Raw genomic sequence first — 19,578 nt, forward strand, 5'->3', positions numbered from 1 at the left:
GGTCATTCGCGAATCTGTTCCATTTTTGTTCATATGTGACTTCTACCCTTTCCCGAAGACGGTCCGCCGAATCGGTGGGCAGATTCGTTCCTCACGACGCGCGACCAAGGCATGAATGCGCAGGCAGCCCTTCTTGTCCCCGAGGTGTCCATTCAATCGCCGGTCGACCCTCTTGCCGGCCTGAACGAAAACCAGCGCCGGGCGGTCGAGCATGGTTCGGGCCAGCCGGCCGGGCCCGTGCTGATCATTGCCGGCGCCGGATCGGGCAAGACCAACACGCTGGCTCACCGGGTTGCCTATCTCATCGCCGAAGGAGCTGATCCCAGGCGCATTCTCCTTCTGACCTTCTCGCGCCGGGCCGCCTCCGAAATGACAAGGCGGGTCGAGCAGATCACCGCCAAGGTCATGGGGGCAAAGGGGGCGACACTGAGCGAAGGCCTGACCTGGGCTGGTACGTTCCACGCCATCGGCGCCCGGCTCCTGCGCGAATATGCCTATCAGATCGGGCTCGATCCCTCCTTCACCATTCACGACCGCGAGGATTCCGCCGACCTGATCAACCTGGCGCGCCATGAACTCGGCTTCTCCAAGACGGAAAGCCGTTTCCCGAGCAAAGGCACGTGCCTGGCCATCTATTCGCGCGTGGTCAATGCGCAGGATGAACTCGAAAACGTGCTGAAGGAGGCCTTTCCCTGGTGTCTTGCCTGGGCAGCGGAGCTTCGCAGCCTGTTCGCCGCCTATGTCGAAGCCAAGCTCGCCAACAATGTGCTCGACTATGACGACCTGCTGCTGTGGTGGTCGCATATGGTGGCAGAACCGATGATCGCCGCCGACATTTCGGCCCGTTTCGACCATGTCCTGGTCGACGAATACCAGGATACCAACCGCCTGCAATCCTCGATCCTCAAGGCGCTCAAGCCGGACGGCAAAGGCGTCACGGTGGTCGGCGACGACGCCCAGTCGATCTATTCCTTCCGCGCCGCCACCGTGCGCAACATCCTCGACTTTCCGGCCCAGTTCTCGCCCGCGGCTGAAATCATCACGCTCGATCGCAACTACCGCTCGACCCAACCCATCCTGGCGGCTGCCAATGCCGTCATCGCCCTTGCCAGCGAGCGCTTCACCAAGAATTTGTGGACGGAGCGGCAATCGAGCGAGCGTCCGCATCTCGTCACCGTCAGGGATGAGGCTGGGCAGGCCGATTTCGTCGCCAGTCAAATCCTGGAGAATCGCGAGAGCGGCATGACGCTGAAGCAGCAGGCGGTGCTGTTTCGCGCCTCCCATCATTCCGGCCCGCTCGAGGTCGAACTGACCCGCCGCAACATCCCCTTCGTGAAGTTCGGCGGGCTGAAATTTCTCGACGCCTCCCACGTCAAGGACATGCTGGCCTTGCTGCGTTGGGCGCAGAACCCGCGCGACCGCGTCGCCGGTTTCCGCGTCCTGCAACTGCTGCCGGGCGTCGGCCCCACGTCGGCCGCCAATGTGCTCGACGCCGTCGGTGTCGACGACATCGCGGCCTTGCCGGCGCCTCCCCGCGCGGGCGCGGACTGGCCCGATTTCGTCGACCTCGCCGCGAGCCTGCACAAGGGACCGAGCGACTGGCCCGGCGAGATCGAGCGCGTTCGTCGCTGGTACGAGCCCCATCTCGAGCGCATGCATGAGGATGCGGTGACGCGCCGCGCCGATCTTCTCCAGCTCGAGCAGATCGCGGCGGGCTATGAATCCCGCGAACGCTTCCTCACCGAGCTGACGCTCGATCCACCCAACGCCACCAGCGACGAGGCCGGAGCTCCCTTGCGGGACGAAGACTACCTCATCCTCTCCACCATCCATTCCGCCAAGGGGCAGGAATGGAAGGCCGTCTTCGTGCTCAACACCGTGGATGGCTGCCTGCCCGCCGATCTCGCCGCCGGCACCAAGAACGATCTGGAGGAAGAGCGTCGGCTGCTCTATGTCGCGATGACGCGGGCGCGCGACAGCCTGCATCTTGTCATGCCGCAGCGCTTCTTCACCCATGGCCAGCATTCCCAGGGCGACCGGCATGTCTATGCCAACCGCACCCGCTTCATCCCGGCTTCGATCCTAGACCGCTTCCAGCAGATGATGTGGCCGAGGGTGGCAGCATCCGGAGCGCGGCAACCCGGCGGCATCCACAGCTCGATCGACCTGCGCGACCGCATGCGCGGCATGTGGCGTTGAGACGTGTGGTTGAGCATGCCATGGTCCGGCCATGTGTGGACGGATCATGCAGCGCAGCCCGGACCTGCCGGGCCTTCAGACGGAACCTGGCGCTACGCCGGAAGAGGTCGCTCGTGCCTGGGAGGCCCATTTCAATGGCGCACCGGCGCAATATTTCTGGGTGTTCCGCCGAAAACCCGGATCGGCGACCTATGTTCGGGATCTCCTGCAATGGGGCCTCATTCCCAACTGGGTGAAAGATCCCAGCGACTGGCCGAAGCCGATCAACGCCCGTTGCGAGGGCATCCAGACCAAGCCTTCCTTCCGCGATGCCTATAAGGCACGGCGCTGTCTCGTTCCGATCGATCTCTTCTTCGAATGGATGAAGATCCTTGAGCCGGACGGCAAGCCGGTGAAGGGAGCCAAGCAGCCATATGCCATCGCCATGAAGGATCACCGTCCCTTCGCCGTGGCCGGCGTCTGGGAAAGCTGGATCGACAAGGCCTCTGGTGAGATCACGCGCAGCTTCGCCGTCGTCACCTGCCAGGCCAATGCGCTGATGGCGACGATCCACGACCGCATGCCGGTAATAGTGGCCCCGGAGAGCCATAAGCGCTGGCTCGACAATATCGAGCCGGATCCCTTCGACCTGATGGTGCCCTTTCCGCCGGAGCTGATGGAGATCTGGCCGATTTCTTCGCGCGTAAACAGCCCAGCCAACAACACGGAAGATATCGCCAGGCCTGTGTGAGGAGGCTGGGAGCGCGGACTTCTCAGCTCCATGAAGTCATAGGGCGATGTCCGCTCTTCTCTTTCTGTCAGCGTGATATTTCACAGAGCGGACTGGAAGTCCGCGCTCCGAAGAAGAGCTCTTGACCTTCCCATGACTGGAAGGTTTACCTATCTTGGCAATGACCTGGAAAGGGATTGCCCCATGTCTCCGACTATGAGCCCTCCGACTTTGAGCTCTTCGACTTCGAACCCCGCAACTTTTGACATCGCCATCGAGGGCATGACCTGCGCTTCCTGCGTTCGTCGCGTGGAGAAGGCCATCGCCGCCACCCCAGGCGTCGTGCAGGCCGCCGTCAATCTCGCCACCGAGCGGGCGCAGGTCGCCTTCGAGGGGCCGGCCAACCTCCCTCCTGTGCTGGCTGCCATCGCCAAAGCGGGTTATGGCGCCCATGTGATCGAAGAAGACCGGGCCGAGGATCCTGAACGCACGGCCCGCAAGGCTGAGATCGCCACACTGCGCCGGGATCTGGCTCTTGCCACCCTGCTGACCGTACCGGTCTTTCTGGTAGAAATGGGCGGACACCTGGTGCCGAGCCTGCACCACGCTGTCCAGATGAATCTGGGTCGTTGGAACTGGTATGCGCAATTCGTGCTGATCAGCCTGGTGCTGTTCGCGCCGGGGCTGCGCTTCTTCGTCAAGGGCATTCCGGCGCTGCTGCGCGGTGCTCCGGACATGAACGCCCTGGTCGCCCTCGGTGCCGGTGCGGCTTGGCTGTTCTCGGTCGTCGCGACCTTCCTGCCTTCGGCCCTGCCGGAGGGAACGGCCTATGTCTATTTTGAGGCCGCCGGCGTGATCGTCACGCTGATCCTGCTCGGCCGCTATCTCGAGGCCCGTGCCAAGGGCGAGACCAGCGAAGCGATCCGCAAATTGGCCGGCCTGCAGGCCAAGACGGCCCTGCGCCTGCGCGCCGGCTCGGAGACCGAAGTGCCGATCGCCGAGCTCCAGCCGGGGGACATCATCCGGGTGCGCCCCGGTGAGAAGATCGCCGTCGACGGCGAAATCGTCGAAGGCTCCTCCTTCGTGGACGAGTCGATGATCTCCGGCGAGGCGATACCGGTTACCAAGGGCGTGGGTGCCGAAGTCATCGGTGGGACCATCAACAAAACAGGCAGCTTCTCGTTCCGGGCGACGAAGGTGGGTTCGCAGACCCTCCTCGCCCAGATCATCCGCATGGTCGAGGCAGCCCAGGGCGCCAAGCTGCCGATCCAGGCGCTGGTCGACAAGGTGACCGCCTGGTTCGTGCCCGCCGTCATCGCCATCGCAACGCTGACCTTCCTCGCCTGGCTGCTGTTCGGCCCGAGCCCCGCCCTCAGCTTCGCTCTCGTCAATGCGGTTGCCGTGTTGATCATCGCCTGCCCCTGTGCCATGGGCTTGGCTACCCCCACCTCGATCATGGTGGCGACAGGCCGTGCGGCCGAACTCGGCGTGCTCTTCCGTCGCGGCGATGCCCTGCAGAGCCTGCGTGATGTCGAGATCGTCGCCTTTGACAAGACGGGAACCCTCACCCAGGGCGAGCCTGCGGTCACAGATATCGAAACCGCCCCCGGCTTTTCGGAGAATGAGGTTCTCGCTCTGCTGGCCTCGGTGGAAGCGCGTTCGGAGCATCCGCTCGCCACCGCCATCGTCAAGGCGGCCCGCGAGCGTAACCTCGACATTCCCTCGGCCACCGATTTCGAGGCGATCCCGGGGCGCGGCGCCTCCGCCCTCGTCGATGGCCGGAAGATCTCGATCGGCTCGGCCCACTGGATGACAGAACAGGGCATCGATGCCACGGCTCTGTCGTCTCGGGCGGAAGCCCTCGGCGAACAGGCCAAAACGCCGCTCTTTGCAGCCGTCGACGGCAAGATCGCAGCAGTCATCGCCGTCGCGGATCCGATCAAGCCGACGGCCAAGGCCGCCGTCGCGGCCCTCAAGGCACTCGGTCTCCAGGTTGCGATGGTGACGGGCGACGCCCGGCGGACGGCACAGGCGATTGCGGCAAGGCTCGGGATCGAAACCGTCGAGGCCGAAGTCCTGCCGGACGGCAAGGCCCAGACCGTGCAGCGGCTGGCGGCCGGAGGGCGCAAGATCGCCTTCGTCGGCGACGGCATCAACGATGCGCCGGCGCTCGCCACCGCCGATGTCGGCATCGCCATCGGCACGGGCACCGACGTCGCCATCGAGAGCGCGGCGGTGGTGCTGATGGCCGGCGATCCCAATGGAGTCGTCAGGGCCATAGGCCTGTCACGGGCGACCATGCGCAATATCGGCCAGAACCTGTTCTGGGCCTTCGCGTACAACATCGCGTTGATCCCCATCGCTGGCGGCGCTCTCTATGCCGTCAACGGCACCTTGCTCTCGCCGATGCTGGCAGCCGGCGCCATGGCGCTTTCAAGCGTCTTCGTGGTGACCAATGCGCTCAGGCTCAAGGGCTTCCAGCCCGAGACTGCACCAGCACAAGAGACAGGTGTACAGGCATTAACTTCATCAAGCTAATTCAAGGGAATATCGAAGAAAGCTCATCAAGATTCGAAGGTCGTGATGAGGTCTTCGCGTGAAGGACGAACAGGAAGAACCGTCATGAATATCGGTGAAGCATCCGCCGCCTCCGGCGTCTCGGCCAAGATGATCCGCTATTATGAATCTATCGGGCTCGTACCGAACGTAGCCCGCACGGAAGCCGGCTATCGCGTCTATGGTGACAGCGATATTCACACACTGCGTTTCATTCGCCGCAGCCGCGATCTTGGCTTTTCCGTCGAGCAGATGGAAACCTTGCTCGCTTTGTGGAGCGATCGCAGCCGTGCGAGCTCCGATGTCAAGAGCATCGCCGCAGCTCATATCATCGAGCTCGAACGCAAGGCGCGCGAGATCGAGGGTATGGCGAAAACCCTGCGCCATCTCGTCCATAATTGCCACGGCGACAACCGGCCCAACTGCCCGATCCTGGAGGATCTTTCCCATGGCGAGGAGGCGGCACCCCCCAAGCCCAAGCGTCGCCGAGCGTGATGTGCATGATGAGGTGAGCTAACTTCCCGCCATGCCTGTCCAACCGATTCTGCGTTTTCCCGATCCATGCTTGCGCCAGGCGGCAAATCCCGTGACCGAATTCGGGCCCAGGCTTGCCGCCCTGGCCGAGGATCTGCTCGACACCATGCGCGCCGCGCCCGGCATCGGCATTACGGCCCCGCATCTGGGCATTCTCGAAAGACTGACGGTGATCGAGCTGCCCGATGAGAAACGAGTGCGGATCTATGTCAATCCGCGCGTCGTCTGGTCATCGCACGATAAACGGGAGCATGTCGAAGGCAGCGTCTCAATGCCCGGTGCGACCGAGACGGTCGAACGTCCCGCCCGGGTGCGTGTCGCCTTCCAGACCCTCGAAGGGGCGGAGGAGACCGAGGAAGCCGATGGATTGCTCGCCGTCTGCCTGCAGCACGAAATCGACCAGCTCGACGGCATTTTCTGGATCCAGCGTCTGTCGCGCCTGAAACGCGAGAGGCTGATCAAGCGTTTTCAAAAGCGATCCTGACGCTGGCCAGCCCCGCAGACAACAAAATTTCGCCAGGGCTGTCGGCTTGGCCGGATGCCGAACGTCCTTCGGGAGATCGAAACAGGAGGAAGCTGAAATGACCTATGTCGACGGTTTCGTTGTCGCCGTGCCCAAGCAGAACCTCAAGGCCTATGAGGAAATGGCCCGTCTCGGCGGCCAGGTCTGGATGGAACATGGCGCACTCAGCTATGTCGAATGCGTTGCCGACGACGTGCCTTATGGCGAGGTCACGTCCTTTCCGCGCGCCGTCCAGGCCAAGGAGGATGAGATCGTGGTGTTCTCCTGGGTGACCTACCGCTCGCGCGAGGAGCGTGACGCCATCATGGCCAAGGTGATGGCCGATCCCCGGCTGGAGGGTAGCATGGCGAACGCGCCCTTCGACGGAAAGCGCATGATCTTTGGCGGCTTCACCACCTTGATCGAGCGGTAGGCCAGGTCCTCATCGCCGCCTGTTCATAAGCGCCAATCGAAGGCATCAGAATTGGTGTGCCGATCTGGAGATCGGCACACCAGCATAAGCGCTCTTGTCCGCCAGGTTAGCACCACCGCCCTGTCCCATCAGGCCAGGGCGGCGGCGTAGCTGTCGGGCTTGAAGCCGACCAGCAGCTTGCCACCGCCGAGGTCGAGGACCGGGCGCTTGATCATGGTCGGTTCGGCCAGCATCAATGCGATCGCCTTGGCCCGGTCGATACTCTGCCTGTCGGCCTCGGGCAAGGCGCGGAACGTGGTGCTCGACTTGTTCAGGAGTGTTTCCCAGCCGACCTTGTCCGCCCAGGCCTCGAGGCGCTTGCGGTCGATCCCTTCGGCCCGGTAATCGTGAAAGCCATGGGCCTTGCCATGCGCGTCGAGCCAGCTGCGTGCCTTCTTCATGGTGTCGCAGGTCTTGATACCGTAGATCGTCACGCTCATGTCAGGTCCTGTTTGCGGGGCCGTACAAGGCCCTGTTTTCCGTCGAAAAATAGATAAGGGCGAGGACCGGCAGGGCAAAGCCCAGCCAGGAGACCGCCGCCCAGCCGCCATGGGCAAAGGCCCAGCCCCCCAGCGCCGAGCCGAGCGCACCGCCCACGAAGAACGTCGCCATATAGACGCCGTTGAGGCGGCTGCGATATTCCGCACCCAGATTGTAGATCAGGCGTTGGCCGAGCACGACATTGGCCGAAACGCCGAAGTCGAGCACGATCGCGGCGGTGACCAGTAGGCCGAGCGACAGGCTCGATCCCGGCTCGGCCAAATGGGTGAGCAGGAAGCTGAGGGCGCCGAGCGTCATGGCGAAGGCCGAGGCTGGACGCACCCAGCCGCGATCGGCGATACGCCCGGCGAGCGGGGCTGCCACCGCGCCTGCCGCCCCGGCCAGCGCGAACAAGGCAATGCCCGACTGCGTCATGCCAAAGACGGGGCTCGCCAGCAGCAGCGGGGTGCAGGTCCAAAACACGCTGAAGGCGCCGAACATGCAGGCTTGATAGAGAGCACGCCTGCGCAGGATCGGCGTGGTGCGCATCAAGGTCGCCATCGAGAGGAGAAGACGGCCATAGGACGGAGCCGGCGGCGGCTGGCGCTTGGGCAAGGCCCGGGCCAGCACTGCGCCCAGCACCAGCATGGCGACGATGGAGACCAGGAACACCGTGTGCCAGGAGCTGAAATAGGTGATCAGGCTCGATACCGGACGGGCCAGCATGATGCCGACCATCAGCCCGCTCATCACATTGCCGACCACCCTGCCCCGCCGCGCCTCGGGTGCGAGATGGGCGGCAAAGGGGACGAGGATCTGCACGGCCACCGATCCGAGCCCGATCAGCAAGGCCGAGACCAGGAATTGCAGGCTGTCGCGGGCCAGCATGGCCCCTGCCAACGCGATCACCGCCAGCCCCATCACCCAGAGGATGAGCTTGCGATTCTCGATCAGATCGCCGAGCGGCACCAGGAACAGCAGCCCGGCGCCGTAACCGATCTGCGTCATCGTCACGATCAACCCAGCCGCGCCTGGCGACATGCCGAGATCAGCGCTGATCAAGCCGACGAGCGGCTGGGCATAGTAGATATTCGCGGCGATGAGGCCGCAAGCCGCAGCGATCAACAGAGTGACCCAGGCGGAGGCGGCGGGCTCCTGCACGGCCTCGCTGCTCGTTGCAATGCGGGACATCAAATCTCACAAAAGAAAAGGCATGCAGCCCCCGGCTATGGGAAAGCGTCATGCGAGCCTGAAAGGAATTCAGCTCTTCTTTTGTCACGGGCAATGCCGGCTTGGCCAGCCCTTGTCCGACAAAAGCTCCACGCATCTGCCACTGGCAGGCGCGGATCGCATCAGGTAAGCCTGATGCGCTCCCCGCTGGCAGGGTCGAACAGCCTGAGATCGCCGGGAGCGATGGCCAGCTTCACGATCTCGCCTACCGTCAAGGCGGGACGCTCGGTCGTGAAGAGCTTCACCCCCTGTCCGCCGATCTCCAGGTGCGCCACCGTGCCGAGCCCTGTCGGCTCCACCAGATCGACGCGGGCCGGCACGTTACCCGCCGGCGACAGCACCGCGCGCTCGGGGCGAATGCCCACGACGACCTTGGCGGGCAGGCGCTGGCCCGGCAGGACGGCAAGAACCTTATCGCCGACCCGCAAGGCCGTGCCTCCTTCGCCCGGCTGTGCCTGCGCATCGAGAAAGTTCATGGCCGGCGAGCCGATGAACCCGGCCACGAACATGTTGGCGGGATCGTCATAGAGTTCGAGCGGTGCGCCGACCTGCTGGATCACGCCGCCCTGCATGGCGACGATGCGATCGGCCATGGTCATCGCCTCGATCTGGTCATGGGTGACATAGACCGAGGTTGCCCCGAGATCGCGGTGCAGTTTGCGGATCTCGAACCGCATCTGCTCGCGCAGCCGCGCATCGAGATTGGACAGCGGCTCGTCGAACAGGAAGGCCTTGGGATTGCGCACGATGGCGCGGCCCATGGCAACGCGCTGGCGCTGCCCGCCCGACAACTGCCGCGGCTTGCGCTCCTGCAGAGCTTCCAGGCCGAGCTTGGCACCTGCCTTGGTCACAGCATCCGAGATGAAATCGGCCGCTTTCTTCCGCAGTTTGAGCGCATAGCTCATATTGTCGCGCACGCTCATATGCGGATAGAGCGCATAGGACTGGAACACCATGGCGATGTCGCGATCCTTCGGCGGCAGGTCGTTCACCATGGCGCCGTCGATGAGGATCTGCCCCTGGGTGGTATCTTCCAGCCCGGCAATGAGACGCAGCAAAGTCGACTTGCCGCAGCCGGACGGGCCGACGAGCACCACGAACTCGCCAGAGGCGATGGAGAGGTCGATGCCCTTGAGGATGGGCAGCGCGCCGTAATTCTTGCGGACGGCTTTCACTTCGATATTGGCCATCGGAATAAACCTTTCAGCCCTTCACCGCGCCAGCGGTGAGGCCCTGGACCAGATAACGCTGGATCAGGAAGAAGAAGATGCAGACGGGGATGAGCGCGAGCACGCCGGCCGCCATCATCTGCCCGAAATCCACCGCGAACTTCGACACGAAGTTGAGCAGGCCCACCGGGAAGGTGATGACATTGTCCTTGGTGTTGAGCATCAGCGCGAAAAGCAGTTCGCTCCAGGCTGCGGTGAAGACGAAGCCGAGGGTGGCGGCGATGCCGGGCATGGTCAGGGGCAGGATGATCTGGCGCAGCGCCCCGAAGCGGGTGGCGCCGTCGATCATCGCCGCCTCTTCCAGATCCTTCGGAATGCCGTCGAAGAAGGACTGCATCAAGAAGGCGGCGAACGGCACATTATAGGCGGTGTAGATGATGACCAGGCCCGTCAGGCTGTTGTTGAGCCCGAGCGGCTGAAACAGCTTGAAGATCGGCGCGATGGTCATCACCAGCGGGAACATCTGAGTGATCAGCATCAGTCCGACCAGCCAGAACTTTCCCTTGTAGACGAAGCGCGAAAAGCTGTAGCCGGCACCGGCCGCCACGATCGTGGTAAACAGGGCCGTCAAGGCCGAAATGATCACGCTGTTGCGGAAGAACAGCGGAAAATCCGTGTGGCGGATCACCGAGGCATAATGATCGAAGCTGAAGCGTGAGGGCCACAGCTTGACCCCTTCGCTGTAGAGCAGGTCATTGGGCGTCACCGAGACTTTGAACAGCCAGAACAGCGGAAACAGCGCGAAGGCCAGGAACAGGCCGATCAGCGTGTAGTGCAGGACCCAGTAGATGGAACGACGTGTGGAGCGGCGCATGATCATCCCCTCCGGATCAGCATTTGCCTGAGCGCGATCAGCGTGGCGGCATAGGCAAGCAACAGCACGAGCAGTACCAGCGAGATCGCCGAGGCATAGCCGAAATCGAGGCGCTTATAGGCTTGGGTGTAGATGTAGCTGGCGACGATCTGCGTCGAATCCGCCGGCCCGCCTCCGGTCATCACCACGATGAGATCGGCTGAATTGGCGATCCAGACGGCGCGCAGCAGCACCGTGATGGCGATCGTCGGCGCCAGGAACGGGATGGTGATCGAGGTGAAGCGCTTGAGCGGTCCGGCCCCGTCGATCTCGGCCGCCTCATAGATGTCCTGCGGAATGGACTGCAGGGCGGCCAGCAGGGTGATGGCGAAGAACGGAAAGCCCCACCAGACATTGGCGACGATCGGTCCCCAGATGGCATGGGTAGGGCTGGACAGAATATTGTCGGGTGCTGCCATCACACCCAGTCCCGACAGCCAATGCGGCAAGGGCCCGACAATGGGATTGAACATCCAGGCCCAATTGAGGCCGGACAGGAAGCTCGGCACGGCCCAGGGCAGGAACACCAGGGCCTGTACCGCGCCGCGTCCCGGGAAGGGCCGGTTCAGCAGCAAGGCCAGGATGAGTCCGAGCACGAACTGCAGCGCGACGGAAATCACGGTCCACAGCACGGTATTGGACAGGGCGTTCCAGAAGTTCAGGTCGCCCCACAATGTGCGGAAATGCTCAAGGCCGACATAGCCGCCCCCGAATGGTTTCAGCAGCTGGATATCGCGAAACGCGTAGGACATGCCGATTGCCAGAGGCACCAGCATGATCGCCACGATCAGAATGATCGAAGGAGTGGCATAGAGCCAGGGTTCGAACGCCAGCCGGGCGCTTCGACTGCGCCGGCTGGATTGGACGGGGATATCTGCCAGAGCCATGATGATCCGATCGGGAACGGGCTGGGGACCGAGAAGACAGCCGGCGCGCCCAACCATCCCTTCTCCCCTTGCGGTTATCGTCCACTCCACTTGGAGTGGACCGGGGGATGGTTGGCGGATGAGGGGTTCCGGCGAGCCCCTGGAGAGGTCGCATCTCTCCCCTCATCCGGCAATTCGTGCCACCCAAGGCACTTCCGGAGGAAGTGCCAGGTCTCGCAAGGGGAGAAGGATGACGCGCGCAGAGCCTACGAAACGATTACTTCTTCTTCGCCAGGTAGGCCTGCTGAGCCTTGGTGAGATATTCGGCCCACTGACTGGCAAGCTGATCCGGCGCGAGCTGGCCGAGCAGGGCCTGCTGCGTGGTCTTCAACGCGATGGAGCTGTCGAAGAAGGCCCACTCTTCCAGATGGAACGGCATGACCAGGGGCACGACATTGGGGTCACGCAGTTCCTCGAACCAGCCCTTGAACTTAGGGTCGGCATAGAAGGGATCCTGCTCCGCCGCCTTGTAGATCGGCAGGGCACCGGTGCGCTTGTTCCAGGCGATGTTGCCTTCCGGGCTGTCCAAAGCCGCGATCAGCTTCCAGGCCAGATCCTTGTTCTCCGAAGCCGCGAACATCGACCAGGAGGCATAGCCCAGGGTCGGGAAGCTCTTGCCGCCCGCTCCCTTGGGCATGGGAGCGACGTCGTAATCGTCCTTGCTCATCTTGTCGGCCACGGCGATCAGGGCATCCGGATCCTGGTCAAGCATGGCGCAGGTACCGGAGTAGAAGCCGGTGACGATCTCGTTGAAGCCCCAGTTCACACTGTCCTTGGGAACGTAGCCGTTCTTGTAGAGATCGACGAACACGCTGAGGCCTTTCACCCAAGCGGGGTCGGCCATGGTGGAAGTGCCGTCCGCCTTGAAGAAGGTGTCGTTGCCGGCCGCGGTGGCGCCCATCATCATCCAGCCATTGAGGCCGCCGGGGCCGCCGCGCAGGCAGTATCCGAACTTGCCGGGAATGGCGGAGATCTTCTTGGCGCTCTCGACGAACTCGTCCATCGTCTTGGGCGGGTTGTCGATGCCGGCCTGCTTGAACAGCTTCTTGTTGTAGAACATCGCGCGCAGATAGAAGCCGTAGGGCAATCCATAGGCGGTGTTGTTGATGTAGCGCCCCATCTGGAGCGTCTTGTCGTTGAGGTCCTTGGTGTGGTCCCACTTGGCCAGATAGGGCTCGAGGTTCTCCAGCATGCCGTTATTGGCATAGAGCGAGATCCAGCGATCCGGCATCTCGACCACATCCGGCGTGTCGCCCGCCGAAACCATGGTGGCGAACTTCTCGAAGGCCTGGCCCCAGGGCAGCGAGGTGATCTCGACCTTCACGCCGGGATTGGCATCCTCGAAGGTCTTGACGATCTGCTTGAGCGTCTCCGTGCGCTCGGGGCTGGTGATCACCTCCGTCAGCTTGAGCGTGGTATCCGCCCAGGCTGGCAGAGCCAGCGCTAGCGAGGCCGTGGCGGCCAGCAGTAGTTTCTTGAACATTGAGACTCCCCTCTCTTGTTATTGCGCTTCACTTCCAAGGTCGTCCCGGACACCTTCCGACGGATTGCGTCCGGGCTCGGCCTATCTCTTCGCAGCTGATAGCGCCTGGGTGATATCGCCCCAGAGCGCATCCACGCCCTCAAGGCCGACATGCAGCCGCACCATGCGTTCGGGCACACCGAAATCAACGGCCGAATTGGGGCCGGCATTCTGGCCGCGTCCGACCAGGGCCGGCACCACCAGGCTTTCATGCCCGCCCCAGCTCACGCCGATCTTGAACAGGCGCAGGGCGTTGCAGAAGGCGGGAATGTCGACACTGTCGTCGAATTCGAAGGAAAACAGGCCCGAAGTACCACTCAATCCCGGTGGCAGGCTGTTGCCGAGGCCTGGATGATGGACCACTACCACTTCGGGCAACTCGCCAAGCTTGCGCGCCACGGCCAGCCCCGCCGCCTCGTGCGCCTTCATGCGCGTCGGCAGCGTGCGCAGACCGCGAAGCAGCAGCCAGGCCTCGAACGGGGCCAGCTTGGCGCCGAGATAGGGCGTGATGGTGCGCCGGATGATCTCGACGAGTTCCTTGCGCCCTGCCACGACCCCGGCAACCACGTCCGAATGGCCACCGATATATTTGGAAGCCGAATGCACGACGAGGTCGACGCCGAGGCGTACCGGCTGCTGAAATACCGGCGAAGCCCAGCTGTTGTCGATGATGCTGATCACCCCATGGTTGCGCGCCAGGGTCGTGAGGGCGGGAATGTCCTGCGTCTCCATCATCCAGCTGTTCGGGCTCTCCAAATAGAGCAGCTTGGCACCCGGCAGCGCCGCCGCCACCGCATCGGCGTCACGGCCATCGACATAGACCGTTTCGACCTTCCAGCGCTTCAGCAGAGTTTCGAACAGGCGATAGGCATCGGGATAGACATGGCGCACGCAGACAATGCGGTCGCCCGGCTCGAGAAAGGCCAGCACGCTGGAGGAAATCGCACCCATGCCGCTGGCAAAACCGATGGCATCGTCTGTGCGCTCCAGCTCGGCGATCTTCTGCTCGAACAGCCGCGTGGTCGGATTGCCGACGCGCGAATAGACCGGGCGCACCTGCTCGCCGCGATAGGTCGCCGCCATCTCCTCGAAGCTGGAAAAAGTGAACAGCGAAGTCTGCACGATAGGCGGCACCACGGCCTCGAAGGCGTGAGTATCGTCATGGGCGACGACGAGGCTGGCATAGTCGAAGTCGGCCCAAACCTCCGTCATCTGGGCCTCCTTCATCTGGGCCTCGGTCATCCGATGGTCAGTCATTTGGACATGTCCTTGATGTCTTCTTCGACAATTTCGAGAATGGCGAGCGTCTTCAAACGGGCCGTCTCCGGATCACGCCGGACGATGGCGTCGAAGAGCTCGCGATGAAAACGAAAAGAGCGACGGGCAAAATCCGGCCGATCGAACGGCTCGTCGAAGAAGCTCTCGAAAGCCTCCCGCATGCGCTCCAAGAGCTGGCCGAACAAAGGATTGTGGCTGGCATCATAGATGGCGAGATGGAAGGCGAGGTCTTCGGGGCCGGAGGTACCCTTCTCCAGATGCACCCCCTCCATGATGTCGAGCTTGGTCTCGATGACGGCGAGGTCCTCGGGCGTTGCCCGGAGGGCAGCGAGCGCACTCACCTCGGTTTCGAGCCCGCGCCGAACCTCCAATGTCTGCAGCAAGCGGTCGCGCAGCAAGGTGGCATCGATCACCAGGGGCATATGGATGGCGTCGGCCGAGAACGCCCGTTTGAGATAGGTGCCGCTGCCCTTACGGGACTCAACCACACCCAAGGCCTGCAGCTTGCGGATGACTTCCCGTACCGTGGAACGGCCGACCGCCAGGGTCTGCATCAGCTGCCGTTCGGTCGGCAGGCGCTCGCCCGGCTTGATGCCGGAGGTGGCGATGAAATGGCCGATCGCACGCATCACATCATCCGCCCGATCGGCGGATGGCAGCGGAGCAAGTCCCTGGACTGACGGCGAGCGCAAATCGGATTTCCGGATGGCGATCTAAAATTGGTCTGACATCTGACTATTTTTCAAAGTTGGTTGGGTTGTCAAGGAGAAAGTCGGACCATTCGTTTTGAAGTGCCGATCCCCAGATCGTCCCGCGAGCCGGCCTTGCGATTCAAGTGGGCGAACCGAAGATCGGCCCTCCGATCGCGCCCTCTCGTACGGCCGTGCCTTGCTGTCGGCCGGGAGACCTAGGCGCCAAATGCTCGGCCGTTGGTCAGCCATGCCCACTCCGCAATTGCATTCCGGCCCGTCTTGGCGCAAAGGAACGCGTTTAACGGACAGGATGGACAGCGGACATGGCGGTGATCGAAGCAGCGCAAGAGACGGCGGACGGCAAGACGGCCCCGACGGTCTCCTATGTCTCGCTGGGTTGCCCCAAGGCCCTGGTCGATTCCGAGCGCATCCTCACCCAGCTCCGGGCCGAGGGCTACGGCATCACCCGCAACCACAAGGGCGCCGACCTCGTCATCGTCAACACCTGCGGCTTCCTCGATTCAGCCAAGGCGGAATCTCTTGGCGCCATCGGCGATGCCATGGCCGAGAACGGCAAGGTGATCGTCACCGGCTGCATGGGCGCCGAACCCGATCCGATCCTGGAAAAATTCCCCAACGTTTTCGCCGTCACCGGCCCGCAGCAATATGAGACGGTGGTGGAAGCGGTTCACAGAGCGGCTCCCCCTGCTCATGATCCGTTCACGGATCTGGTGCCGCCGCAGGGCCTCAAGCTCACGCCGCGCCACTACGCCTATCTGAAGATTTCCGAGGGCTGCAACAATCGCTGCAGCTTCTGCATCATTCCCAAGCTACGCGGCGATCTTGTCTCCCGCCCAGCCGCCGACGTGATGCGCGAGGCCGAGAAGCTGGTGAAGGCCGGTGTCAAGGAATTGCTGGTGATCAGTCAGGACACCTCCGCCTATGGCGTCGACATCCGCTATGCCGAGAGCACCTGGCAGGGCGAGCCGCTCAAGGCGAAGTTCCTCGATCTATCGAAGGCTCTCGGCGAACTCGGGGTCTGGGTGCGCATGCACTATGTCTACCCTTACCCGCATGTCGACGACGTCATCCCGCTGATGGCGGAACGCAAGATCCTGCCCTATCTCGACATCCCCTTCCAGCATGCCTCCCCCACAGTGCTGAAGGCGATGCGTCGCCCCGGCAACCAGGAGAAGGTGCTGGAGCGCATCCATAGATGGCGCGAGATCTGCCCCGACATCACCCTGCGATCGACCTTCATCGTCGGCTTCCCCGGCGAGACGGACGAGGATTTCGAACTGCTGCTCGACTGGCTGCGCGAAGCCCAGCTCGATCGTGTCGGCTGCTTCGAATATGAGCCCGTGGCCGGCGCCACCGCCAATGACCTCGGCCTGATGCCGGTGCCGGACGAGGTGAAGAAGCAGCGCCATCGCCGCTTCATGGAAACCCAGCAGCAGATCTCGATCCGCAAGCTGAAGAACAAGGTCGGCAAGCGCCTGCCCGTCATCATCGACGAGACCGGACCGACCGTCGCCAAGGGACGCTCCATGGCCGACGCGCCGGAGATCGACGGCGCCGTCTACGTCGCCAGCCGCCGCCCGCTGCGCGTCGGCGACATCGTCACGGTGAAGATCGAGCGCTCGGACGCCTACGACCTGCACGGCATCGCAGTCTGACAACAGCAGATGGCAAGCCTTGGCGCTGCCGAGATGGCATCATTGCTTTTGCAAAACCGGTCGCCGAAGAGCGAGCATGCACTTAGCCTGAAAGCCTGATTCAAGCCGGCTGAAATCATCACCGTCTTGCACCAATCGGAGTCGATGGGGTCCCAGCATTTCCAGAGGCATGGGCTCCCAGCTTCTCATCTCAATCCCAAAAGGTAGACTTATATCCCGCAGCCAATTGGAGTGCCGCGGCAAGCATTACCATGTCTCAAGGCCAAGATTTTCTCATACCAAATCCAAATATTCATCGTTTGGCGGCAGCCGGATTTGCTCCTATCCGGAGTCCCAGCAGGCAGCGGTCGACAGCATATAAAAATGCTGGCGGCTCAGGCCTCCTCAGGACACATCCCCGAAAAATGGAGTTGGGAATGAACTCGTCGACGTTGCGCAGGCGGATGATTGCCGCATCCGCGCTTGCAGTCTCCATGCTTGCCGCCCAGCCGGTCTCGGCCCAGACACCGCTCGAACAGAGCCATCTCGAACAAATCGTCGACGCCGCCATCAAGCCGTTGATGGAGCGGGATAAAATCCCCGGCATGGCCATCGCCGTCACAGCCGGCGGCAAGCAATTCGTCTTCAATTACGGCCTTGCCTCGAAGGAGAGCGGGCAGAAGGTCACCGACAATACGCTTTTCGAGATGGGCTCGATCAGCAAGACCTTCACGGCCACGCTTGGCGCCTATGGCGTGGCGCGTGGCGACCTGTCGCTGTCGGACAAGGCGGGCCAGAGATTGCCGGCACTCGTCGGCAGCAGCCTCGAAGGCGTCAGCCTGCTCGAGCTTGCCACCTACACGGCCGGTGGGCTGCCCCTGCAGTTTCCGGACGAGATCACCGACGATACCAAGATGATCGCCTACTACAAGGCATGGCGTCCGGCCTTCTCGCCCGGCACCCACAGGCTCTATTCCAATCCGAGCATCGGCCTGTTCGGCTATCTTGCCGCCCAGGCCATGGGCAAGCCCTTCGATGATCTCATGCAGGGAGAAATCCTGCCCCTGCTCGGCCTCTCCAATACCTATGTCCGGGTGCCGCCGGAACGGATGGCGGACTATGCGCTCGGCTATACCAAGGATGGCCGGTCCGTCCGGGTGTCGCCTGGCCCCATGGATTCAGAGGCCTATGGCATCAAGACGACCGCGACAGACCTCATCCGCTTCGTCGACGCCAATATGAATAGGTCCCGGCTGGACGAAACGCTCCAGAGTGCCATCGCCGCGACGCAGGCAGGCTACTACAAGATAGGCGTGATGCAGCAAGGCCTCGGATGGGAAATGTATAGCTATCCGACGACGCTCGAGCGCCTGCTTGCCGGAAATTCAGCCAAGATGGCCTTCGAACCGCACGAGGCGTACAAACTCGTACCGCCACAGCCAGCGCGGCGCGACATGCTGTTCAACAAGACGGGCTCCACCAACGGCTTCGGTGGCTATGTCGCCTATGTGCCGGCCAAGGGCATCGGCATCGCGATCCTAGCCAACAAGAACTACCCCATACCGGATCGGGTCAAGGCCGCTTGGCAGATCCTGCGTGCGCTCGACGGCCAGAAAAAGCCGGCGCCCAAGCCCTGAGACGTCCCCCGTCATTCCAGCGACAGGTCAGCAATCCGCCCTGCACCGCCTCGGTGCAGGGCTTTTTGTATTGCTCCCCTTCCGCCGAAACCGAAACGTCTCACTGCCACAGGCCGACATCCATCTTGACACCCCCAGATACCGTTAATACCATAACTATGCCTAATATAACATAATAATGTAATACAGCATCCAGACAACGGGGAGTACAGCACTATGGAAGACTTCGCCGAAACCAGACGGAATCTGGTCAAGGGCGGCCTGCTCGGTGGCCTGGCCCTGGCAAGCGTCGTTGGCTCCGCCCGGCAGGCAGCCGCCCAGGCCTCGTCCGACAGCCTGCTCCGCACCATACTTGATCGGGGCCACCTCATCGTCGGCACCGGCTCCACCAATGCGCCCTGGCATTTCGAGGACGAAAAGGGCGAGTTGGCAGGCATGGACATCGCCATGGCCAAGATTTTGGCCAAAGGCCTGTTCGATGATGCCAGCAAGATCGAATTCGTCCGCCAGGATGCCGCCCAGCGCGTCCCCAATATCACCACCGGCAAGGTCGATGTCGTCATCCAGTTCATGACGATCTCGCCGGCCCGGGCCCAGCTCGTCGCCTATTCCCGCCCCTATTATGTCGAGGGTGTTGCCTTCCTCACCCGGCCTGACAGCGACAAGAAGACCTTCGACGACCTGCTCAAGGCGGGTTCCGCGGCGCGCATCTCCATCCTGCAGAATGTCGATGCCGAAGAAACGGTCAAGAAGGTGCTGCCCGAGGCTACCGTGATGCAGCTCGACAGCCAGCCCAACGTTGTTCTCGCCCTGGATTCCAAGCGGGTCGACGCCGCCGCAGTCGACCTTTCCAACGTCTGGTGGCTCGCCAAGCGCAATCCGGACAAATATTTCGATGCGGGGAAGTCCTGGAACGCCCAATTGTATGGCGCCGCCGTGCGCCAGGGTGACCCTGACTGGATCCGTTTCGTCGACACCACCTTTGGCGTGGCGATCCATGGCCACCAGAATGAGATCTATGACGCGGCGCTGAAGGACTATTTCGGCCTGACCCCGCCGGCCCGCAAACCCGGCCTGCCGACCTTCTAGGCTTCAGCTCCTCCC

The 19,578-nt window shown here is 62.7% G+C and carries 16 protein-coding genes and 1 pseudogene; 9 read left to right on the top strand and 8 right to left on the bottom strand.

Annotated features, from left to right (window positions below):
• The first annotated feature begins 111 nt into the window (after window positions 1–111).
• The 6 genes and pseudogenes from AB4037_RS18140 to AB4037_RS18165 all read left to right on the top strand — a co-directional run bounded on the left by AB4037_RS18140 (window position 112) and on the right by AB4037_RS18165 (window position 6,933).
• Window positions 112–2,199, top strand: a complete 2,088-nt coding sequence (locus tag AB4037_RS18140) for an ATP-dependent helicase (RefSeq protein WP_441772463.1) — start codon at window positions 112–114, stop codon at window positions 2,197–2,199.
• A 31-nt stretch (window positions 2,200–2,230) separates the two neighbouring features.
• On the top strand, window positions 2,231–2,929 hold the full coding sequence (locus AB4037_RS18145) for an SOS response-associated peptidase (protein WP_441772464.1): 699 nt from the start codon (window positions 2,231–2,233) through the stop codon (window positions 2,927–2,929).
• A 243-nt stretch (window positions 2,930–3,172) separates the two neighbouring features.
• Window positions 3,173–5,446: pseudogene (locus tag AB4037_RS18150) on the top strand (heavy metal translocating P-type ATPase); the annotation flags it as partial.
• A gap of 84 nt (window positions 5,447–5,530) precedes the next feature.
• Window positions 5,531–5,959, top strand: a complete 429-nt coding sequence (gene cueR, locus AB4037_RS18155; RefSeq protein ID WP_434956106.1) for a Cu(I)-responsive transcriptional regulator — start codon at window positions 5,531–5,533, stop codon at window positions 5,957–5,959.
• Between the two features lie 31 nt (window positions 5,960–5,990).
• On the top strand, window positions 5,991–6,482 hold the full coding sequence (locus AB4037_RS18160; protein ID WP_441772465.1) for a peptide deformylase: 492 nt from the start codon (window positions 5,991–5,993) through the stop codon (window positions 6,480–6,482).
• Between the two features lie 97 nt (window positions 6,483–6,579).
• On the top strand, window positions 6,580–6,933 hold the full coding sequence (locus tag AB4037_RS18165) for a DUF1428 domain-containing protein (RefSeq protein ID WP_434956104.1): 354 nt from the start codon (window positions 6,580–6,582) through the stop codon (window positions 6,931–6,933).
• Between the two features lie 128 nt (window positions 6,934–7,061).
• On the opposite strand, the gene AB4037_RS18170 is transcribed toward AB4037_RS18165, so the two are convergent.
• The 8 genes from AB4037_RS18170 to AB4037_RS18205 form a co-directional block, all read right to left on the bottom strand.
• Entirely contained in the window at window positions 7,062–7,412 is a 351-nt protein-coding gene (locus tag AB4037_RS18170; RefSeq protein ID WP_441772466.1) for an ArsC family reductase, read from the bottom strand.
• A gap of 1 nt (window position 7,413) precedes the next feature.
• Complete coding sequence (locus tag AB4037_RS18175; protein WP_441772467.1) at window positions 7,414–8,643, bottom strand: MFS transporter; 1,230 nt, start codon at window positions 8,641–8,643, stop codon at window positions 7,414–7,416.
• Between the two features lie 161 nt (window positions 8,644–8,804).
• Window positions 8,805–9,872 (bottom strand): ABC transporter ATP-binding protein, encoded by a 1,068-nt coding sequence (locus tag AB4037_RS18180; protein ID WP_441772468.1) that lies wholly within the window; start codon window positions 9,870–9,872, stop codon window positions 8,805–8,807.
• A 13-nt stretch (window positions 9,873–9,885) separates the two neighbouring features.
• Window positions 9,886–10,725 carry a carbohydrate ABC transporter permease gene (locus AB4037_RS18185; RefSeq protein WP_441772469.1) on the bottom strand — a complete coding sequence of 280 codons (840 nt, stop codon included), beginning with the start codon at window positions 10,723–10,725 and terminating at the stop codon, window positions 9,886–9,888.
• 2 nt (window positions 10,726–10,727) lie between these two features.
• Window positions 10,728–11,651 (bottom strand): carbohydrate ABC transporter permease, encoded by a 924-nt coding sequence (locus AB4037_RS18190; RefSeq protein WP_434959629.1) that lies wholly within the window; start codon window positions 11,649–11,651, stop codon window positions 10,728–10,730.
• A gap of 256 nt (window positions 11,652–11,907) precedes the next feature.
• Window positions 11,908–13,173 carry an ABC transporter substrate-binding protein gene (locus tag AB4037_RS18195; protein ID WP_434956099.1) on the bottom strand — a complete coding sequence of 422 codons (1,266 nt, stop codon included), beginning with the start codon at window positions 13,171–13,173 and terminating at the stop codon, window positions 11,908–11,910.
• A gap of 81 nt (window positions 13,174–13,254) precedes the next feature.
• The gene (locus AB4037_RS18200) at window positions 13,255–14,424 is read right to left on the bottom strand and encodes a PLP-dependent transferase (protein WP_441772643.1); all 1,170 of its coding nucleotides are present in this window, start codon (window positions 14,422–14,424) and stop codon (window positions 13,255–13,257) included.
• Window positions 14,425–14,465: 41 nt separating this feature from the next.
• Complete coding sequence (locus AB4037_RS18205) at window positions 14,466–15,119, bottom strand: FadR/GntR family transcriptional regulator (protein ID WP_441772470.1); 654 nt, start codon at window positions 15,117–15,119, stop codon at window positions 14,466–14,468.
• 386 nt (window positions 15,120–15,505) lie between these two features.
• Here AB4037_RS18205 and rimO point away from each other — a divergent pair, with 386 nt between their 5' ends.
• From rimO to AB4037_RS18220, 3 genes are all read left to right on the top strand, one after another.
• Window positions 15,506–16,858: a 30S ribosomal protein S12 methylthiotransferase RimO gene (gene rimO / locus AB4037_RS18210; protein ID WP_441772471.1), complete on the top strand. Its 1,353-nt coding sequence runs from the start codon at window positions 15,506–15,508 to the stop codon at window positions 16,856–16,858.
• Between the two features lie 416 nt (window positions 16,859–17,274).
• Window positions 17,275–18,474 (top strand): class C beta-lactamase, encoded by a 1,200-nt coding sequence (gene ampC, locus AB4037_RS18215; RefSeq protein WP_441772472.1) that lies wholly within the window; start codon window positions 17,275–17,277, stop codon window positions 18,472–18,474.
• A 216-nt stretch (window positions 18,475–18,690) separates the two neighbouring features.
• Window positions 18,691–19,563 (top strand): transporter substrate-binding domain-containing protein, encoded by an 873-nt coding sequence (locus AB4037_RS18220; protein ID WP_434956095.1) that lies wholly within the window; start codon window positions 18,691–18,693, stop codon window positions 19,561–19,563.
• The last annotated feature ends 15 nt before the right edge of the window (window positions 19,564–19,578 follow it).

Origin of the sequence: Labrys sp. KB_33_2, from assembly GCF_052114505.1 — a bacterium.
Lineage (GTDB): Bacteria > Pseudomonadota > Alphaproteobacteria > Rhizobiales > Labraceae > Labrys.

What these genes read in the sequence shown, in the direction of transcription:
- AB4037_RS18140 (WP_441772463.1), top strand. Translation starts at nt 112, where the DNA reads ATGAATGCGCAGGCAGCCCTTCTTGTCCCCGAGGTGTCCATTCAATCG.
- AB4037_RS18145 (WP_441772464.1), top strand. Translation starts at nt 2,231, where the DNA reads ATGTGTGGACGGATCATGCAGCGCAGCCCGGACCTGCCGGGCCTTCAG.
- cueR (WP_434956106.1), top strand. Translation starts at nt 5,531, where the DNA reads ATGAATATCGGTGAAGCATCCGCCGCCTCCGGCGTCTCGGCCAAGATG.
- AB4037_RS18160 (WP_441772465.1), top strand. Translation starts at nt 5,991, where the DNA reads ATGCCTGTCCAACCGATTCTGCGTTTTCCCGATCCATGCTTGCGCCAG.
- AB4037_RS18165 (WP_434956104.1), top strand. Translation starts at nt 6,580, where the DNA reads ATGACCTATGTCGACGGTTTCGTTGTCGCCGTGCCCAAGCAGAACCTC.
- AB4037_RS18170 (WP_441772466.1), bottom strand. Translation starts at nt 7,412, where the DNA reads ATGAGCGTGACGATCTACGGTATCAAGACCTGCGACACCATGAAGAAG.
- AB4037_RS18175 (WP_441772467.1), bottom strand. Translation starts at nt 8,643, where the DNA reads ATGTCCCGCATTGCAACGAGCAGCGAGGCCGTGCAGGAGCCCGCCGCC.
- AB4037_RS18180 (WP_441772468.1), bottom strand. Translation starts at nt 9,872, where the DNA reads ATGGCCAATATCGAAGTGAAAGCCGTCCGCAAGAATTACGGCGCGCTG.
- AB4037_RS18185 (WP_441772469.1), bottom strand. Translation starts at nt 10,725, where the DNA reads ATGCGCCGCTCCACACGTCGTTCCATCTACTGGGTCCTGCACTACACG.
- AB4037_RS18190 (WP_434959629.1), bottom strand. Translation starts at nt 11,651, where the DNA reads ATGGCTCTGGCAGATATCCCCGTCCAATCCAGCCGGCGCAGTCGAAGC.
- AB4037_RS18195 (WP_434956099.1), bottom strand. Translation starts at nt 13,173, where the DNA reads ATGTTCAAGAAACTACTGCTGGCCGCCACGGCCTCGCTAGCGCTGGCT.
- AB4037_RS18200 (WP_441772643.1), bottom strand. Translation starts at nt 14,424, where the DNA reads ATGACGGAGGTTTGGGCCGACTTCGACTATGCCAGCCTCGTCGTCGCC.
- AB4037_RS18205 (WP_441772470.1), bottom strand. Translation starts at nt 15,119, where the DNA reads ATGCGTGCGATCGGCCATTTCATCGCCACCTCCGGCATCAAGCCGGGC.
- rimO (WP_441772471.1), top strand. Translation starts at nt 15,506, where the DNA reads ATGGCGGTGATCGAAGCAGCGCAAGAGACGGCGGACGGCAAGACGGCC.
- ampC (WP_441772472.1), top strand. Translation starts at nt 17,275, where the DNA reads ATGAACTCGTCGACGTTGCGCAGGCGGATGATTGCCGCATCCGCGCTT.
- AB4037_RS18220 (WP_434956095.1), top strand. Translation starts at nt 18,691, where the DNA reads ATGGAAGACTTCGCCGAAACCAGACGGAATCTGGTCAAGGGCGGCCTG.